Origin of the sequence: Kitasatospora sp. NPDC018058 (assembly GCF_044327205.1) — a bacterium.
Classification (GTDB): Bacteria; Actinomycetota; Actinomycetes; order Streptomycetales; family Streptomycetaceae; genus Kitasatospora.
This window is the reverse complement of the sequence record NZ_JBIRFA010000044.1, coordinates 1-15,273: the sequence shown is the minus strand read 5'-3', so window position 1 is coordinate 15,273 and position 15,273 is coordinate 1. Positions and strand designations below refer to the sequence as shown.

Below are 15,273 nucleotides of genomic sequence, written 5' to 3'. Positions count from 1 at the left end.
CGACATGATCCATCAGATCATCCTGGCCCACCCGAAGCCCGGGATGACCGAGCAGGAGTTCCAGCGCTACTGGGTCGAGCAGCACGCCGTCCGGTACGCCTCGAAGATCCCGCAGATCAGGCGGTACTGCGTCGGCACCCGAGTCCCCCGGCCCGACGACGCGGAGGCCCCCCTGTGGAGCGGGGTCGCCGAGATCTGGCTAGAGAATGAGCAGGAGCAGCTCGCCTCGTTGCAGACCCCGGAGTTCCTGGAGGGCGCCCGCCTCGACGAGCCCCGCTGGGCGGCGTTCTGGCGCACCGTGGTCCTGGACACCGAGGCGCACGTGGTCGTGCCCGGCGGCGGCGAGACGCCCGCGGTGAAGGTGATGATCCTGGTGAAGCGCCGCGAGGGCCTGCCACTGGCCGACTTCCGGGCCGACAGCCTCACCCGGCACGCTCCGCTGGCCGAGAAGGTCCCGGGTCTGCGCCGGTACGTCCAGAACCACACCCGTGACGCCTCCTACGGCGTCGGCGAGGCGGTCCTGGACGCCGCGCACCAGCTCTGGTTCGACGACGCCCAGGCGTACGAGGCCGTCCGGAGGACCCCCGAGTACCAGGCGCTGCTCGCCGACCTGCTCCGCATCGCCGAACCCCGGTACGTCCACACGCTCCTGCTGGAAGAGCACTGGATCCTTGGCCGCGAGGCCGGCGCATGACCGCCGCCGGGCTCCGCGACCGCCTCGACATCGTCGACGTGTGCACCCGGATGTGCTGGCACACCGACAAGCGCGAGTGGGACCGGCTACGGACGGAGGTCTTCGCGGACGAGCTCCTGGTCGACTACACCAGCCTCAACGGCGGCGAGCCGGCCGAGCTGGCGGCGAGCGACCTGATCACCGCCTGGCGCAACCTGCTCTGCGGCCTGACAGCCACGCAGCACCTGCTGACCAACCACCTGGTGCGGACCGAGGGCGACACCGCCGTCGCCACGGCCGACTTCCAGGCCACGCACCTGCTCCCCAACGCGCTCGGCGGCCCGCTGTGGACGCTGGGCGGACACTACCGGTTCACGCTCCGCCGCACGGCGGCGGGGTGGCGGATCGACGGACTGACGATGACCGCCGTGTGGGCCGAAGGCAACCGGCAGATCCTGGAGAGGACCAAGTGATGAGTAGGACGCGGGAGATCGCCACCGGCTGGTTCGACGCGCTCACCGGCGGCGACTTCGAGCGGGCGCTGGGTTACCTGGCGGACGACGTCGAGTGGATCAACTACACGCCGGTGCCCGGCTGGAACGACGCGATGCCGTGGATCGGAACCCTTCGTGGCAAGGCCGCCGTCAGGGACAGCCTCGGCGTCTTCGCCGGAATGGTCGAGCTCGGGAAGGAGGAGCTGGTCGAGCTGGTCGTGGACGGCGAGCAGGCGATGGGCGTCCTCCACGAGCGGTCCACCCTCAGGACGACGGGCATGGCCTTCGAGATCGAGTTCGTCCAGTGGCTTACCGTCAGGGACGGGAAGATCGTGCGCTGGAAGTCGTTCACCGATCCGTCGCAGATCCTGCGCGCCATCAAGGGGGCGACGGCATGACCGGGGACGTCCGCACCGAGCACGTCTCCTTCGACAGCGACGGCACCACGCTCGTCGGCACCCTGTACAGCCCTGCGGGCCAGGGTCGCGGGCCCGCGGTCGTGGTCCTCGGCTCCTGGACGACCGTCAAGGAGCAGATGGCCGCCGGGTACGCCAGGCGGATGGCCGACGCCGGCTTCCACGCGCTGACCTTCGACCCGGCCGGCTACGGCGAATCCGGCGGCCGGCCGAGGCAGTTGGAGTCGCCGGCCCGCAAGATCAGGGACGTCCACAGCGCCGTCACCTTCCTCGGCCGACACGACCGGGTCGGCCCGCGCCGGATCGGCGCCCTGGGGATCTGCGCCGGGGCCGGGTACACCGCCGTGAACGCCGCGAACGACCCGCGCGTACGGAGCCTGGCGCTGGTCGCGCCGTGGCTGCACGACGCCGCGCTGGTCCGCGACATCTACGGCGGCGAGGACGGTGTCCGGCAAAAGATGGACCTCGGGCTCGCCGCGCGGGACCGGTACGAGCTGGGCCAACCAGTGGACTACGTACCGGCGGTGAGCACCACGGACCCACAGGCCGCCATGTTCGGCCCCTTCGACTACTACCTGGACCCACGGCGCGGCGCCGTGCCGGCCTGGGACAACCGGTTCGCGGTGATGTCCTGGCCGCAGTGGCTCACCTTCGACCCGCATCCGGCAGCGGCCCGGATCACGGCGCCCACGCTGACCGTCACCAGCCGCGACGCGGCCATCCCGCAGGGCGCGGAGAAGTTCCACGCCGACCTGGGCGGGCCGAAGACCCTCGTCTGGACCGAGGGTAACCAGTTCGACTTCTACGACCGGGACTCCACCGTCGACGAGGCCGCCAGCCTCGCCGCCAGCCACTTCGCCGAGACGCTGGCCTGAGGTAACGGGTACCAGGGGCGCTGGGAGCCCTGCGGTTCCCAGCGCCTCCGAGGTGCACCCATCGGCAAAGGGCCCGGCTCCGGCACCTGCCGCCTGATGTGGATAATCCCTCCCGTGACCTCAGGGAATGCCCGCCAACGGTGGCGGTCCGCGCTTCACGCCTTCGTGCTCTTCCTCGTGTGCGGTGGAACCGCTCTCCTCGTCTGCGGGATGGTGACGGCTCGGCCCGCTGGTGTGGTGCCGTGGGGCGGGCTTTTGTTCGGAGCGACCGTGTGTGCGACGCTCACCGCGCTGCTCCCACTGCGACGACGCGGCTGAACCCCCCGCGGAAGCGGCGCACCAGCCACACCAGGCCCGCGACGGCGGCGCCGACCAGGCTCCCGCCTCCGCCGAGCAGCAGGAACTCCTCGCCCCCCCGCCGGCACGCTCACCGCCGCGCCGACGGCCACCGCGATCCCGACGGCCACCTTGAACAGCACCAGCGAGGTGGCGTCGTTGAACAGGCTCTCCGCCGGCACCAGCACCTGGACCCGACCCGGCAGCGCCAGGCGGCGCACGAGCGCGGTGACCGCCACCGGGTCCGTACTGGACAGCATCGCACCCAGCACGAACGCCATCGCGGGCGGCAGACCCGCCACGGCAACGGCCGCGAAGCCCACCGCCGCGGCGGAGGCGAAGACCAGACCGAAGGCCAGGATCGTCACCGGACGCCACACCGTGCGCAGGTCCCGCAGGGACAGCTCCTCCGCCGAGGCGTGCAGCAACGGCGGCAGGACCACCATTCCGATGATCTGCGGCGGCACGTGCAACGCGGGGACACCGGGTATCAGCGCCACCCCGACACGGGCCAGAACCAGCAACGAAGGCGCCGGCACCCGCAAACGCCCGGCAAAGGTGGCCACCGCCGTGGCCAGAACGACCAGGACGAGAACGGTACCCACAACGTGCATCGGGGCGAAGACCTCATGACGGCGAGCGGAGTCACCGCCGCCGTTCGCCGCAATCGTCCCCCGAGCCGACCAGACTTCCCGGCACACCTGCAGTCTGAGGGGCCCCGAAGATCCCGGCCATTAGCGGGGAGCGGCAGCGCATATTCGCACGTCACCGGGGCACGACTGGCGCGACCGCCTCGACCACTCCCGGTGCGGCACTGTACGCGTGGGGACGACCATGGAGACGAAGGTGTCTCACTCCCCGTGGAGCTCACCCAGGTTTCTGCCGGGCGGCTGGGAAGGACGGCGGTGGTGCCTCGCGGCCGGTTGCGGGTCTACCTCGGGGCCGCTCCCGGGGTCGGCAAGACGTACGACATGCTCGCCGAGGGTCAGCGGCGTGCCTCGCGCGGCACCGATGTCGTGATCGCGTACGTCGAGGACTACGGCCGGCCGCTGACCCGCCGGATGGCCGAGGGCCTGGAGACCGTCCCCCGCCGGACGATGTCGCTACCCGCCGGAGAGGATCGACGCAGCGCTCACGAACTTCTTCCGCCCCGGCAACCTGACCGCCCTGCGGGAGCTCGCCCTGCTCTGGGCGGCCGACCGGGTCGAGGAGGCCCTGCTGCGCTACCGCCACGACCAAGCTCGAACCCGACCCCGCCCGCCCCCGCCACCTGATCACCGAGGCCGGCATGGGCTACCGCTACGAGCCGGGACTCAGCGGGCCGCAGGACAGACTACGGTCCGTAGCCGCCAGCAGGTGAGCACTCCCAAGCCCGGAACCATCGCGAGTTCTGAGGTCAGACCGTGCCCCCGCTGGTCGGCCGGGAGGCCTGACTGCCGATGGGATGGCGTGCCCGCCGGGCGGTTGGGCGTGAGCACTGGATCCATTAGGGCGCGAGCCGTGCCTTCCGCAGGCTGCACGCCATGATCGGACGAGTGCGAAGGGAGCGGGTGCTGGTGCTGTTCATCGGCGACGACTGGGCCGAGGACCACCACGATGTCGAGGTGCAGGACGCGACGGGCCGCAGGCTGGCCGCGGCGCGGCTGCCCGAGGGCGTGGAGGGCGTCGCGAAGCTGCACGCCCTCATCGCCCGGCACGGCGGTGAGGAACTGGAGCCCGGGCAGGTGGTGGTCGGGATCGAGACCGACCGGGGGCCGTGGGTGCAGGCGCTGGTCGCGGCCGGCTACCGAGTCTATGCGGTCAACCCGAGGCAGGCGGCCCGGTTCAAGGAGCGGTACGGCACCTCCGGGGCCAAGAGCGACAAGGGCGACGCCCACGCGCTGGCGGACATGGTCCGCATCGACGGCGCCCAGCTGCGGACCGTTGCCGGGGACAGCGACCGGGCCCAGGCCGTCCGAGTCGTCGCCCCCGCCCACTCCCCGGACGCACCCACCCGGAGGCCACCTGAGACCCACAGATGCGAGCGAAGAGCCCATTTTCCTTGGCGTGCCGCAGGACCGCCAGGCGTCGGTCCTGCTGCTGTTGCGGTGAAGCGGGCATGGCAGGAATCCGTCATAGTCGGAGATCCATGTGCCACCGATGTACGGCAGTTTTAAAGCCAGAGCTAGAGGATCGGCTCGCAGCCGATCGCCTTGCCGCCGGCGGTGAGGAACTGCCGCACCAGGCCGTCCTGGTCGGGGAACAACCAGGTTCTGAAGGTCGGGTCGGACCCGCCCGTGACGGTGAAGTAGACCTCCTTGCCCCTGCAGGTGGCGACGAGTGTCCCGGGCGCGACTCGCTGGGCCCGCCCGACGATGCCCGTGTTGTCGTGTGTCCGCCTGGCCACGGTCGCGGTCTGCGGCTCGGTCGTGATCGCGAAGATCTGCGGGCTCAGAGACGACGACCCATCGGTGATCGTGCAGGACCAGATCGGGTCCGACGCTGTGGTGACCTGCTGCCGGAAGGTCACCAGGGTGCTCGGGATGCGCGGGTCCTTGGCTGGGGCGAATCCGGGCAGTCCGCACAGGTTGGCCCAGTCCGGGTCCGTCTCGGCTCCCTTCGCCGACAGGCTCTTCGGTGCCGCGAGCTTCCGGTCCCCGCACGCGCGGGCCTTGGCCACCGCGTTGGCGAACGACACGGCCAGGCGGGCCCGCTCCTCGTCGTGGCCCTCCTCGTCGTCGGTGTGCACCTCGGCCCGCACGCCCTTCTCGCAGCCCTCGGGGAGCACGGCCCACGCCGCCTCCGGGGTGACCGAGCCCCCGGGGAACAGTCGGGCGTTCGGTGCGGCCAACTCGGCCGGGCCCTCATCGGTGCCGCGGCGGATGGTGAGCTGCACGGTCTTCTCGGTGGTCTCGAACAGGCCGGACCTAACGGTGACGTCGCAGCTGTTCCCGCTGTAGTTCTCCGTCACCGAGTAGCGCGTGCTCTTGTGTTCACTGATCCGTCCGGACCCCAGAAGGTCGTGCACTTGGTCCGCTGAAGCCGCCCCGTCGCACACGCTGTCCGGCCCGCCGACGTTCGTCAGCCGGTTCAGCGCGAACCACCCCGCCCCGATCGAGGCGAGGCAGATCACCACCACCAACCACACCCGGAGGGCGCCCGGGGTGAGCCCGCGCGGATCGCCCGCCCCGTCGAGCTCGTCGGCCGACCCGTTCCGCTTCTCGGATTCCACGGCGCTCACGCCCTGCCGAACACGGTGCGGTAGGTGTTGTCGATCCCGGTGTTGTAGGCGCTCCCCGCGCTCCGCTTGAGCTGATCGGGGATGCTGCCGTCGCCGTCCAGCGCGAAGTGGTCGTATCCGGACATGACCAGCTTGTAGTTGAGCATCGCGTCCAGCTGCTGCCGTCCGGCCGAGAAGTGGGAGCTCAGGTTGTCCTTGAGGTGGGTGTCGATCTCTCCCTTGGCGGAGTCCGCCCACATCGTGGTCCCGACGTCGACCAGGCGCTGCGCGGCGTCCCCGAATTCCGGAATCAGGCCCACGACCCCGCCGAGTGCGTGGTAGGTCATTTTCGCCTGCCAGTCCACGGTCTTGTTGTCGGCGTCCGCATGGTCGAGGGCGGCGTCGGCGAACACCGCGTCCAGCGTGCCGAGGGTCGAGGCGGAGTGGTGGACGAGGGACTCCAGTTGAGGCTTCGCTCGGCCCGTCACGTCGGGCGTCATGGCGTCGCGGTCGAGCTGGTCCAGCCGGTGGGCGATCTCCTGGGTCTCGGCGCGGTGGATGACGGCGTAGGACGCCGGGTCCTCTGCGGCGCCCCGGATGAGGCGCAGGAGCTGGTCGGAGGTGACGGTCAGGCCGTCCGGTTGGGACGGTCCGTACAGCTTCTCCTTGCCGAGGATCTCGTGCATGTCCGCGGCGTAGTCGGCGATCATGTCGGCCATCGGCCGGCGCAGGCCGGCGGGAAGGGAGGTCTTGTCCCCGGGGCCGGTGCCGGCGAACGACTTCATCGTCTCGTCCGTGATCTGCGACATGACCTTGTCGTGCGGGCGGACGACCGGGTGGTCGCTGTGCGGATCGCGGCCGGTGGTGGCCGCCTCCAGGGCGTAGCCGAACGCGGTGCGCGAGGCGGTCTGCTCGGAGGGCGCCTTCTGCGCGCTCCCCTGGTCGGGCCACTTGCGCTCGTGCAGCAGGTAGTCCAGGTTCTTGCTCTTCCCGGGGTCGAAGAAGTCCTTCGACGCCTCGGGGCTGCGGCTGAGCGCGTTCATCAGGCCGCCCATCGGGTCTGTCTGGAAGGGGCGGCCGGTCCACTTCGGCCCCCAGAGGTCCTCGCCCTTGTCCTTGCTGCCGCGCTCGTAGTCGACCAGGTCGTTGCCGACCTTGAGCAGGAACGCCTTATCGAAGGTTCCCTTGGCCCCCATCAGGGCGGTCAGCGCCGGGTAGTTGGTGTTGTACCCGTCGGTGCCGTCGCGGCGGCGGGCTGCGGCCAGCAGCTGGTCCTCCCAGTCCTTGCCCATGCCACCGTCGTGGGTGGCGGTGGCGAGGGACACGGACAGGCCGTCGAGGACCGCCTGGTAGTCGTGGGCGTGGCGCTTGCCGTGGGCGAGGCCGTCATAGACGCGGCCGTACTCCAGCAAGGCGTCCTGGCCGGTCTTGCCGTGGTACTCGAGGCCGTTGATCAGGGTGGTGGCGAAGTCCTTGTTCCCCGCGTTGGCGGCCAGGAGGTCCTGCAGCTTCTTCAGCTCCGGAGGGGTGAGGTCGTCGGCCTTGGCCAGCAGGTCCTTGGCCCGGTTGGCGTCGGCGACCGGGCCGCCGCCGTACGGGGCGGGGTTGAAGGACGTGGTGCTGGTACCGATGTCGCCCCGGAGCGAGCCGGCGGCCCGTTGGTCGGCGCCGGTGGCCTTCTCGACAGCCTTCGTCAGGCGGGTGGAAATGGCCTCGGCCTTGGTCCTCAACTCCTGAGCGAGTGTCCCGGCGTCGGTGTCGTTCCGCGCCTCCTTCGGCAGGGTCCAGTTGACGACACCGTCCGCGGTGACGGTCATCTTGTCGGTCTGCGCGTCGTGGATCGCGGTGTCGAGTTCGCGCCGGGCGGCGGCGAAGTCCTCGGCGGCGGCCTTCATGATCGAGGCCAGCGCGGTGGCGACCTTCGAGGCCTGTTTGAAGTCGCCGTCGATGCCCTGGAGCACCTTGGTCGCGCTGTCGGCGGCCGTGCCCTGCCAGCCGGCCCGCTGGGCGGTGGGCGTGAGGTCCTTGGTGACCCGGTCGTCCAGTGAGATGAGGGACTTGGCGACGCCGGACCACGCGTCGGCGGCGTCGCTGATCCCGGAGAAGTCCGCCTCGTGCAGTTCTTTGAAGGACACCATGTGCCCGAGATCCCCCTTCAGGCGCCCGCGGCCAGGTTGGCGGCGGTCGCGGTTTCGTTGGTGCGGTACCCCTGCTGGGACCGGTCGAGGTTGGCGGCGGCGGAATCGAGCCGGTCGTGCAGGACCGTGCACTGCTGCAGCCAACGTTCGGTGCTGTCGGTGAGGGCTCCGCCGAAGGCGAAGCCGCGGACCTTCGTCGACGCGGTGCTCGCATACTCGGTGAGGCTGTGCGTACCGGGCCCGGCCTTGCCGTTGGTGCTGTTCAGGTCGGTGGCTATCTGCCGGGCGGCCCCAGCCGAGGCGCCGAGTTCGTACGGGGTGTCCAACCGGGTGGTCACCGGTCCGGGGGCCGGGCGGGACGGGGGCTTCCCGGCACCGCCGGCCAGGACGAGCCTGCCGGGCGCCGAACCCTCGTCGGCGCCGCCGGTCCGGCCGGGAGCGGTGGCCGGGGCGACCGGCCCGGTGGTGAACTGCGGGCTGACCATGTGTGTGCAACTCCCCCTCAAATGAAGAAAGTGCGAACCGCCTCTGCGGGAGGAGGCCCCATCAGCAGCCTCCGTTTGCATGCTGACGCACCCTCACGGTGGCCGGTTGCGGATTCGCAGACGATCTCTGTCAAGGGTTCATCAAGAGGCTGCAGGCCCGCACCGGTGCCCTTCCCGCGGCCCGACGCCACCAAGACCATGCTCAGGACGTTCCGGTTCCGCGCCCTGCCAGCCGGGGCGGACAGAGCTCACACAACCCGATCAGCCGGACGGTGCACTTGTGGCGCCGGGCCTACCCGGGGCACACTGAGCCACCCACCGGTGGCGCTGGTGCTCATCGGCGCAGGCACCGCGGGGCTGAACAACCGGGCGGCCGCGATCGGCGACCTGGCCGTTGAATTCTGGCGCAGTCAGGGCCACCGCACCCAGTACCCGGACTACTTTTGGCGGGACTACGCCGACGTCGTCCCGGTCCTGGTCACCTTGTTCGTCAACAAAGCCAAAGGGGCGGGCCCGGTGGTGCCCGCCAGACCGGGCACCACCATGGGTCGATCTCCTCCATCGCGGCCCGCCTTGCCTTCGTGTCGCTCCACCAGGTGCCCAGCGGCAGACCCTCCGGGGACCGATATGACCGCGGCACTCGACTATGCTCCTCCCATTCGACGAACACCAAGTCCAGAGGCGGCCATACTGCTCCGATGACCGACCTCGTTCACATCAGCCTTCCCGGCAAAGGCTCCGGTTTCACGCTTCGCCAGCCAAGTGTCTGGAGGCGGCCAGAATATGTATGTGGAATTCATCGCCGAGGACGGACGATTATGGCTGTTCCGCGAGTTCTCCCAGCTAGAGGAATTCCTTACCTCTGACACCTGGCCTGCTCCGTACTGGCGCGACCTGCTGGAAGTGGATGACCAGGCGCTCGTTCCCGACAGCGCTAAGCGATACAACCTGTTTCAGGGACACAACGGATCATTAACGCGCCGCGATTCCCCTGGCTCCTGCGGATCCGGAGCCTCGCCTGCGCTTTCCATACAGGCCCCTGACGTCGCACTGCCTTGCACACGGAGCAACCAGGCGGCAAGGGTGGAGCAGACCTGGCAACCACCTTTGCACTGAAGGGAATTCGATGGCTTCCCGCACAGTCTCCTGCCTCACTGTCACAGCGCTCTGCGCTGCGACCGCCGCCGCTCTGCTGGCCGTCGGCGCCGTACCGGCGAGTGCGACCGCGCCGGACGATCGGGTCAACGGCGGCGACTTCCGAACCGTCGCGGCGAGCGAGGGCCTCACCGCGGAGAGCGCCGCCGCCCGCGCCCTCGCGGTCCACCTCCGCACCCCGGCCAACACCCTGTGCACGGGCACCTGGACGCACGCGGTGTCCACCGTCCAGTTCCAGCGCTCGGCGGGCGGCACACTGGCCTGGAGCTTCAAGCTCTCCAACACCGCGAAGGCCGCTCTCGGACCGGCCGTGACCGTGACGATGCCGTACTCCTACGTCAACGGCCGCGCCATCAACCCGCCGTACCACCCGCACACCGAGCCGAACTGGTACAACTTCCACGGCAGCCTCAACAGTTACCAGTTCATCGGCGGCGGTGGCGGTGGCACCATCCAGACCGGCAACAAGGTCACCTTCTACTGGTTCCTCAAGGGCTCCAAGCCGAACACCGCGGCCGACCGCTACATCACCTGCCAGATCCCCACACCCGGCAGCGCCTGACCGGCCGGCGGAAGACGAGGAGGGACGACAGCGATGCACGACGACGGCAAGCAGCGGATCGAGGTCCTGGACAGGCAGTACGAACTGACGGTCCACGCCCTCACCCGAACAGCGGAGGCGTTCACCGTGGCGTATTCCGTCACCCCGCCGCTGCCGGACGACGTCCCTCCCGTCTCCCCCGCCGCGCCGCCGCTGTTCCTCTGGCTGGAGGCCACCGACGACCTCGGCAACCACTACACCGACTACGGCGGCGCCCACGGATTGAGCACCGACGGACTACGGACGCAGGGCACCATCTCCGGGCAGCCCGCGGTCGCTGCCGAGGCCGGCCGACTCACCGTGAGACTCGTCTTCCTTCAAGGAGCGTCGGAACACGGCTACGAGTTCTCGCTGCCACTGCCGGACGAGGCCTGAGGCGTTCCAGCGTTTGGCCTCCGCCTCCCGTTCAGGCGAACTCGCGCAGGCGAGGCCGGACTCCCATCGCGGTCAGGGCGAGCGCCGCCGCCAGAGCCGCCGCGCCGAGGCCGGCGGTGGTAGCGCCGAGGTCGTCGTCAGTGGTAGCGACGGCTCCGTCGAAGGCACGCTGGTTGATGGCCTGGGTGTCGTCGAGGGCGGTGCTGAGCACGTCGAAGTCGGCGTTGGACTGGCCCGGGGTAGTGCCGGTGTCGAAGGTGACCGCTTCCTTGAGCTTGCCCTGGGCGTTCAGCCCGCGGATCTTCCGGTCGTCGCGCTGGTACTGCTGGAAGGCAGCCAGCACCCGTTCCGCCGCGTCCTGTTCGCCGGCGAAGGTGATGTTGCGCAGTTCGTCGCCGAGATAGCCGCTGAAGCCCACCTGTCCGTGGTCGGCCCGGTGCCGGTCGGCCAGCGCGGCGAGCTTGTCGTTGTACGAGGCGAGTGTGGCGCCGTCGACCCGGGCGAAGGACTGGGTCTTGTCGAGGAACCCCTGCTCGTAGACCGCTGCCCGGGAGGGGTCGGTCAGGTAGCGGCTCTCGTCGGCGTTGAGGTCGTACGCGACCGCGCGCGCCCGGCTGAGGGCGATCACCGAGTCGAAGGAGTTGCTCTTCGCGACCACCAGGTGGTGGTCCGCCCGGGAGGTCAACGTCAGTGCGGTGACCAGCCCCGCGAGGGCGATCAGACTCGTGACGGCCAGCGGCACGTTCACCAGCCGCCGGAACCGCACGGCGAGCAGCCGCTGCAGCAGCGCGAGGGCGGCCAGGGCGAGCAGCCCGGTGACCAGGATCCACCACCAGCCGCCGGCCAGGGCATCACGCTGGTCCGCGTAGTTGTGCTCGACCACGGCCGCGTTGGCCTTGGTCACGTCGTCGACAGCCGGCAGTAGTCGCTGGCGCAGCAGGTCGGTGGCCTGCTGGTAGGCCGCGAGGGCGTCCGCCGACGGGCGGCCCGCCGGAGCGTGAGCCTGGTCCTCCAACAGCTGGGCGCGGGCCACCATGGCCTCGTAGCGGCCGAGTTCACCGATGACGGTCTGCACGGCCCGCTGACCGGTCGCATCACCGGCCACTGCCTCCGTGACGCGCTGCAGGTCGGTGTCGGCCTGGGTGCGCCGCTGTTCGTAGGTGTCCAGGGTCTCCTTGCGCAGCGCCGCGTAGTCCGCGTCCGCGCCGAACAGCAGCAGGTTCGCAGCCTGGGCGTCCATGTCGTTGAGCGCGAAGTACAGGTCCGCCGAACGCACCACCTGCGGGGCGGCCCGGTGGCCGATGACGTCCGTACCGTCCCGGGCCCCGCCCAGGACAGTTGCGGTCACCGTTCCGGCGACGATCAGAGCCGCCAGGCAGAGGCCGGTGAGCCCGCGCACCAGGCGCGGGGTGTTCCACCACGCCCGGCTGCGCCAGGAGCTTCCGAGCCAGTGTCGGGGGGCGCGCGGCCCGGGAGGTGGTGCGACTGTCTCCTGTCGGGCCGTTTCCGACGCGACCGTTTTCCCCATGACAGCCGTACCGCCCGACGTTCCCGTTGGCATCGCCGCGCGCCCCCTCCCCCTGTTTTTCACTGGCCGCCGAACCTGTCCCGGAGGAACCCGCCGGGGTCGGGGTTCGGCAAACGGTCCGCCGCCAGGCCCCACGCCCAGACGGCGAACCGTTTCCTCGCAGCTCACACTAGGTGCGGCCGAACACCTGTCCGCCCGCTCTGACGAGTCCTTGACGCCGTCGGGGGCCATCTTGACGAGGCATTGGCGCAAGATCCGTCCGGGTGAGCGGCCGGGGTGCATCCCGGGCGGGGCTCCTCTCTCAGCGGGTGATCGTCCACTGCTGCTCGGCGGACCCGTCGCAGGTCCACACGCCGAGCGTCTTGCGGTCCTCGTGGTAGGTCAGGCAGTCCTGGTCGCTGATCCTGATCTGGTAGGTGTCACCCGCGACGTTGAGGACCTCCCGCTTCTGCTCCGAACCACCCTTCCAACCGTTGATGTTGGCGAAGTAGGTGCCGGCATTCTCGGTGAGGTCCGGGCCGAGACCGTTGGTGATCCGGTAGCGGCCGCCACCGGCGTCCTTGAACGTCCAGCGGGAGTCGGCGCCGCCGAGCTTGCCGGCGATCACCGTCGAGCCGGGGGCGTCGCCGGTGGCGACGGCGCCGAGGCCGTTGACCGTCCGCAGGTACACCGGGGTGGCCAGCGGCGGGCGGCCCGAGCCGGACGGCTTGCCCGGTTGGGCAGGCGTACCGGGCTTGCCGGGCTTGGCAGGCACGCCGGGGCGGGCGGGCACGCCCGGGGTAGCGGGCTCGCCGACGGGCACTCCGGGCACCACCACGGGCACGGCCGGCACCGTCGAGGAGGCTATCTGCCCGGGATTGGCCGGAGCGCCGCCGGACGGGACGGCGCTGGTCAGCGTCCGCCGGAAGTTCACCACCGCGTCGGTGTGGTTGTACCGCTGGCCCGGTCGGCTGGTGCCCGGCGGGTAGGCCCAGTTGTGCTCGCGGCTGGTCCGGTCGAACAGGCCGTAGAACGCCCAGTTGCCCCAGCCGCCGTCGAAGCCGTTGGCGAACATGCCGCCGCCGTGGAAGATCCAGATCCGGTAGGTCTGGTCCTCGCGCGAGGTCTGGTCGCGGTACGTGAAGTCGACGTCCTCCAGGTGCTCCTCGTAGTTGTGGACGTACCACGGATCCCCGAAGGCGTTGTTGCCCTGATGTCGAAGATCATGACGTTGTAGTAGCCGCCGGTCTTGTTCACCAGCAGGTCGAGCAGCCCCTTGACGAAGTCCTCACGGGCCCTCCGCTTGGCCTCGCCGCTCTGCTGCGCCTGCTGGATGCACCACACGAAGGCGGTGGAACCCGGCGTCACCACGTTCGCGGCGTTGCAGTGTCTCCTTGCCCGGGTCGTAGCTCCCGTCGGCCGCCGCCGGCCCGGCCAGGCCCGCGACGGCCAGGGTGCTGATGCCCGCGGCGACGACCGCCAGCTTGATCCTCGACAACACGTACTCTCCTTCGAATTCGGACCCGAACAGATCTGGTCGGAAAGCACGATGGCAGGGGAGAACTCGATTCCGGGATTCCGCCGGTGATCCTGACGGGATCCGTGCGAGAGCAATCAAGAACGCGCGAATTCCGTTGGACGCCCCTGCCCGGAAGAGCCGTTGACAAGTGCAGGAGCCATAGATCGAAAGGAATGGGACACCGACCGGAACGCGAGTCTTGGCCGCCCCGGATACAGCCGGGTCAGGGCTGGAACCGGTAGCCGATCCCGGGTTCCGTGATCAGGTGACGCGGACGGCCCGGGTCGGGTTCGAGCTTTCGCCGCATGCTGGAGAAGTAGACCCTCAGGTAGTTGCCGTTGCCCTCCGCCTCCGGGCCCCAGACCTCGGTCAGGATCTGCCGTCCTGGCACCAGCCGGCCGGGGTTGGCGAGCAGCAGGGTGAGGATCTTCCACTCGGTCGGGGTCAATCGGACCGGGCCGTCCGGACCGGTGATCGTACCCGCACCGAGGTCGATCTCGTACGGCCCGATCCGCGCCGAGGGCTCGGGCGCCGACGGGACGCCGCCCAGCGGCCGGCGCAGAACGGCCCGTAGCCGGGCGAGCAGTTCGTCCACGACGAAGGGCTTGGTCACGTAGTCGTCCGCGCCCGCGTCGAACGCGCGGAGCTTGTCCTCGATGTCGGCCCGGCCGGTCAGTACGATGATCGGCACGGTCAGTGTGGAGCGGATGCCGTGGATCACGTCCACGCCGTCGAAGTCCGGCAGGCCGAGGTCCAGGACGATGGCGTCGGGTGGCGCTTGGCCCGTCGAGTCCAGGGCTTCCTGGCCGGTGGCCGCGGTGAGCACCGAGTAGTGCCGGGCCTGGAGGTTGATCCGCAGGGTGCGCAGCAGGGCCGGTTCGTCGTCGACGACGAGGATGTGGCTCACCGGTCCGTGCTCCTCTCCAGCCTTGCGATACCGGGTTCCCCCGTCCGCCTCTCCGGTGCTGCGGGCAGGGTGAGCAGCATGGTGGTGCCGCCGCCGGGGGTGTCCTCGACTTCCAGGCTGCCGCCCATGGCCTCGGCGAGGCCGCGGGAGAGGGCGAGGCCGAGGCCGACGCCGGTGGTGTTGTCGGTGTCGCCGAGCCGCTGGAAGGGCAGGAAGACCCGGTCGCGGTCCTCGGGGGCGATGCCGGGGCCGCGGTCGATCACCCGGATCTCGACCTGGTCGGCGTGGTGGCTGGCGGTGACCAGGACGGGCGCGCCGGGGGCGTTGTGGCGCAGCGCGTTGGTGATCACGTTGGCCAGCACCCGTTCCAACAGCGGCGGATCGGCGAGCACCGGCGGCGCGGTTTCGAGTTCCAGGGGCTGGACGGGCGCGTAGGGTTCGGTCAGCGAGTCCACGGCACGCATCAGGGCGTCTTCCAGCAGGGTGGGCGCCATGTGGAGGGTGAGCGCGCCGGCCTGGAGGCGGCTCATGTCGAGCAGGTTGTCGACCAGGCGGGTGAGCTTGACCAGCGACTCGTCGGCGGTGGCGAGGAG

At 70.2% G+C, this 15,273-nt stretch carries 17 protein-coding genes and 1 pseudogene; 9 read left to right on the top strand and 9 right to left on the bottom strand.

Annotated features, from left to right (window positions below; all coding sequences use genetic code 11):
* Window positions 1-4 precede the first annotated feature (4 nt).
* From ACH4E7_RS37300 to ACH4E7_RS37285, 4 genes are read left to right on the top strand one after another with little or no spacing between them, the layout of a single operon-like run.
* Window positions 5-694, top strand: coding sequence for an EthD family reductase (locus ACH4E7_RS37300; protein WP_396253634.1), 690 nt, complete (start codon window positions 5-7; stop codon window positions 692-694).
* Window positions 691-1,146 carry a nuclear transport factor 2 family protein gene (locus ACH4E7_RS37295; protein WP_396253633.1) on the top strand — a complete coding sequence of 152 codons (456 nt, stop codon included), beginning with the start codon at window positions 691-693 and terminating at the stop codon, window positions 1,144-1,146. The genes ACH4E7_RS37300 and ACH4E7_RS37295 overlap by 4 nt, the downstream gene beginning before the upstream one ends.
* Window positions 1,146-1,565 carry a nuclear transport factor 2 family protein gene (locus tag ACH4E7_RS37290; protein ID WP_396253632.1) on the top strand — a complete coding sequence of 140 codons (420 nt, stop codon included), beginning with the start codon at window positions 1,146-1,148 and terminating at the stop codon, window positions 1,563-1,565. The genes ACH4E7_RS37295 and ACH4E7_RS37290 overlap by 1 nt, the downstream gene beginning before the upstream one ends.
* Window positions 1,562-2,458, top strand: coding sequence for an alpha/beta hydrolase (locus ACH4E7_RS37285; RefSeq protein WP_396253631.1), 897 nt, complete (start codon window positions 1,562-1,564; stop codon window positions 2,456-2,458). The genes ACH4E7_RS37290 and ACH4E7_RS37285 overlap by 4 nt, the downstream gene beginning before the upstream one ends.
* A 155-nt stretch (window positions 2,459-2,613) precedes the next feature.
* Here ACH4E7_RS37285 and ACH4E7_RS37280 read toward each other — a convergent pair whose 3' ends face one another.
* Window positions 2,614-3,399: a cation:proton antiporter gene (locus ACH4E7_RS37280; protein WP_396253630.1), complete on the bottom strand. Its 786-nt coding sequence runs from the start codon at window positions 3,397-3,399 to the stop codon at window positions 2,614-2,616.
* Between the two features lie 303 nt (window positions 3,400-3,702).
* Between ACH4E7_RS37280 and ACH4E7_RS37275 the strand changes: the two are divergent.
* Window positions 3,703-4,030: pseudogene (locus ACH4E7_RS37275) on the top strand (hypothetical protein); the annotation flags it as partial.
* 287 nt (window positions 4,031-4,317) lie between these two features.
* Window positions 4,318-4,950, top strand: coding sequence for a transposase (locus ACH4E7_RS37270; protein WP_396253629.1), 633 nt, complete (start codon window positions 4,318-4,320; stop codon window positions 4,948-4,950).
* Window positions 4,951-4,958: 8 nt separating this feature from the next.
* Here ACH4E7_RS37270 and ACH4E7_RS37265 read toward each other — a convergent pair whose 3' ends face one another.
* Genes ACH4E7_RS37265 through ACH4E7_RS37255 form a run of 3 tightly spaced genes read right to left on the bottom strand, consistent with a single transcriptional unit; the run spans window position 4,959 to window position 8,616 of the window.
* On the bottom strand, window positions 4,959-6,005 hold the full coding sequence (locus ACH4E7_RS37265; protein WP_396253628.1) for a hypothetical protein: 1,047 nt from the start codon (window positions 6,003-6,005) through the stop codon (window positions 4,959-4,961).
* Between the two features lie 5 nt (window positions 6,006-6,010).
* Window positions 6,011-8,131 carry a hypothetical protein gene (locus ACH4E7_RS37260; RefSeq protein WP_396253627.1) on the bottom strand — a complete coding sequence of 707 codons (2,121 nt, stop codon included), beginning with the start codon at window positions 8,129-8,131 and terminating at the stop codon, window positions 6,011-6,013.
* A 17-nt stretch (window positions 8,132-8,148) separates the two neighbouring features.
* Window positions 8,149-8,616: a hypothetical protein gene (locus ACH4E7_RS37255; RefSeq protein WP_396253626.1), complete on the bottom strand. Its 468-nt coding sequence runs from the start codon at window positions 8,614-8,616 to the stop codon at window positions 8,149-8,151.
* Window positions 8,617-9,405: 789 nt separating this feature from the next.
* Between ACH4E7_RS37255 and ACH4E7_RS37250 the strand changes: the two genes are divergently transcribed.
* The 3 genes from ACH4E7_RS37250 to ACH4E7_RS37240 are packed head-to-tail and all read left to right on the top strand — an operon-like array spanning window position 9,406 to window position 10,747.
* Window positions 9,406-9,732, top strand: coding sequence for a hypothetical protein (locus ACH4E7_RS37250; protein ID WP_396253625.1), 327 nt, complete (start codon window positions 9,406-9,408; stop codon window positions 9,730-9,732).
* Window positions 9,733-9,742: 10 nt separating this feature from the next.
* Window positions 9,743-10,333 (top strand): hypothetical protein, encoded by a 591-nt coding sequence (locus ACH4E7_RS37245; RefSeq protein ID WP_396253624.1) that lies wholly within the window; start codon window positions 9,743-9,745, stop codon window positions 10,331-10,333.
* Window positions 10,334-10,366: 33 nt separating this feature from the next.
* A complete protein-coding gene (locus tag ACH4E7_RS37240; RefSeq protein WP_396253623.1) occupies window positions 10,367-10,747 on the top strand; it encodes a hypothetical protein in 381 nt (126 codons plus the stop codon).
* A gap of 31 nt (window positions 10,748-10,778) precedes the next feature.
* Here ACH4E7_RS37240 and ACH4E7_RS37235 read toward each other — a convergent pair whose 3' ends face one another.
* The 5 genes from ACH4E7_RS37235 to ACH4E7_RS37215 form a co-directional block, all read right to left on the bottom strand.
* Window positions 10,779-12,146: a hypothetical protein gene (locus ACH4E7_RS37235; protein ID WP_396253622.1), complete on the bottom strand. Its 1,368-nt coding sequence runs from the start codon at window positions 12,144-12,146 to the stop codon at window positions 10,779-10,781.
* Between the two features lie 430 nt (window positions 12,147-12,576).
* Complete coding sequence (locus ACH4E7_RS37230) at window positions 12,577-13,329, bottom strand: hypothetical protein (protein WP_396253621.1); 753 nt, start codon at window positions 13,327-13,329, stop codon at window positions 12,577-12,579.
* A gap of 213 nt (window positions 13,330-13,542) precedes the next feature.
* Window positions 13,543-13,755 (bottom strand): hypothetical protein, encoded by a 213-nt coding sequence (locus ACH4E7_RS37225; protein WP_396253620.1) that lies wholly within the window; start codon window positions 13,753-13,755, stop codon window positions 13,543-13,545.
* Between the two features lie 241 nt (window positions 13,756-13,996).
* On the bottom strand, window positions 13,997-14,680 hold the full coding sequence (locus ACH4E7_RS37220) for a response regulator (protein WP_396253619.1): 684 nt from the start codon (window positions 14,678-14,680) through the stop codon (window positions 13,997-13,999).
* Window positions 14,677-15,273, bottom strand: a 597-nt coding sequence (locus ACH4E7_RS37215; protein ID WP_396253618.1) for a sensor histidine kinase, incomplete at its 5' end; no start/stop codon positions are given. The genes ACH4E7_RS37215 and ACH4E7_RS37220, both read right to left, overlap by 4 nt.

Excerpts from the sequence above, each read along its gene's own strand:
- ACH4E7_RS37300 (WP_396253634.1), top strand. The coding sequence starts at position 5 with ATGATCCATCAGATCATCCTGGCCCACCCGAAGCCCGGGATGACCGAG.
- ACH4E7_RS37295 (WP_396253633.1), top strand. The coding sequence starts at position 691 with ATGACCGCCGCCGGGCTCCGCGACCGCCTCGACATCGTCGACGTGTGC.
- ACH4E7_RS37290 (WP_396253632.1), top strand. The coding sequence starts at position 1,146 with ATGAGTAGGACGCGGGAGATCGCCACCGGCTGGTTCGACGCGCTCACC.
- ACH4E7_RS37285 (WP_396253631.1), top strand. The coding sequence starts at position 1,562 with ATGACCGGGGACGTCCGCACCGAGCACGTCTCCTTCGACAGCGACGGC.
- ACH4E7_RS37270 (WP_396253629.1), top strand. The coding sequence starts at position 4,318 with ATGATCGGACGAGTGCGAAGGGAGCGGGTGCTGGTGCTGTTCATCGGC.
- ACH4E7_RS37260 (WP_396253627.1), bottom strand. The coding sequence starts at position 8,131 with ATGGTGTCCTTCAAAGAACTGCACGAGGCGGACTTCTCCGGGATCAGC.
- ACH4E7_RS37255 (WP_396253626.1), bottom strand. The coding sequence starts at position 8,616 with ATGGTCAGCCCGCAGTTCACCACCGGGCCGGTCGCCCCGGCCACCGCT.
- ACH4E7_RS37245 (WP_396253624.1), top strand. The coding sequence starts at position 9,743 with ATGGCTTCCCGCACAGTCTCCTGCCTCACTGTCACAGCGCTCTGCGCT.
- ACH4E7_RS37240 (WP_396253623.1), top strand. The coding sequence starts at position 10,367 with ATGCACGACGACGGCAAGCAGCGGATCGAGGTCCTGGACAGGCAGTAC.
- ACH4E7_RS37230 (WP_396253621.1), bottom strand. The coding sequence starts at position 13,329 with ATGTTCGCCAACGGCTTCGACGGCGGCTGGGGCAACTGGGCGTTCTAC.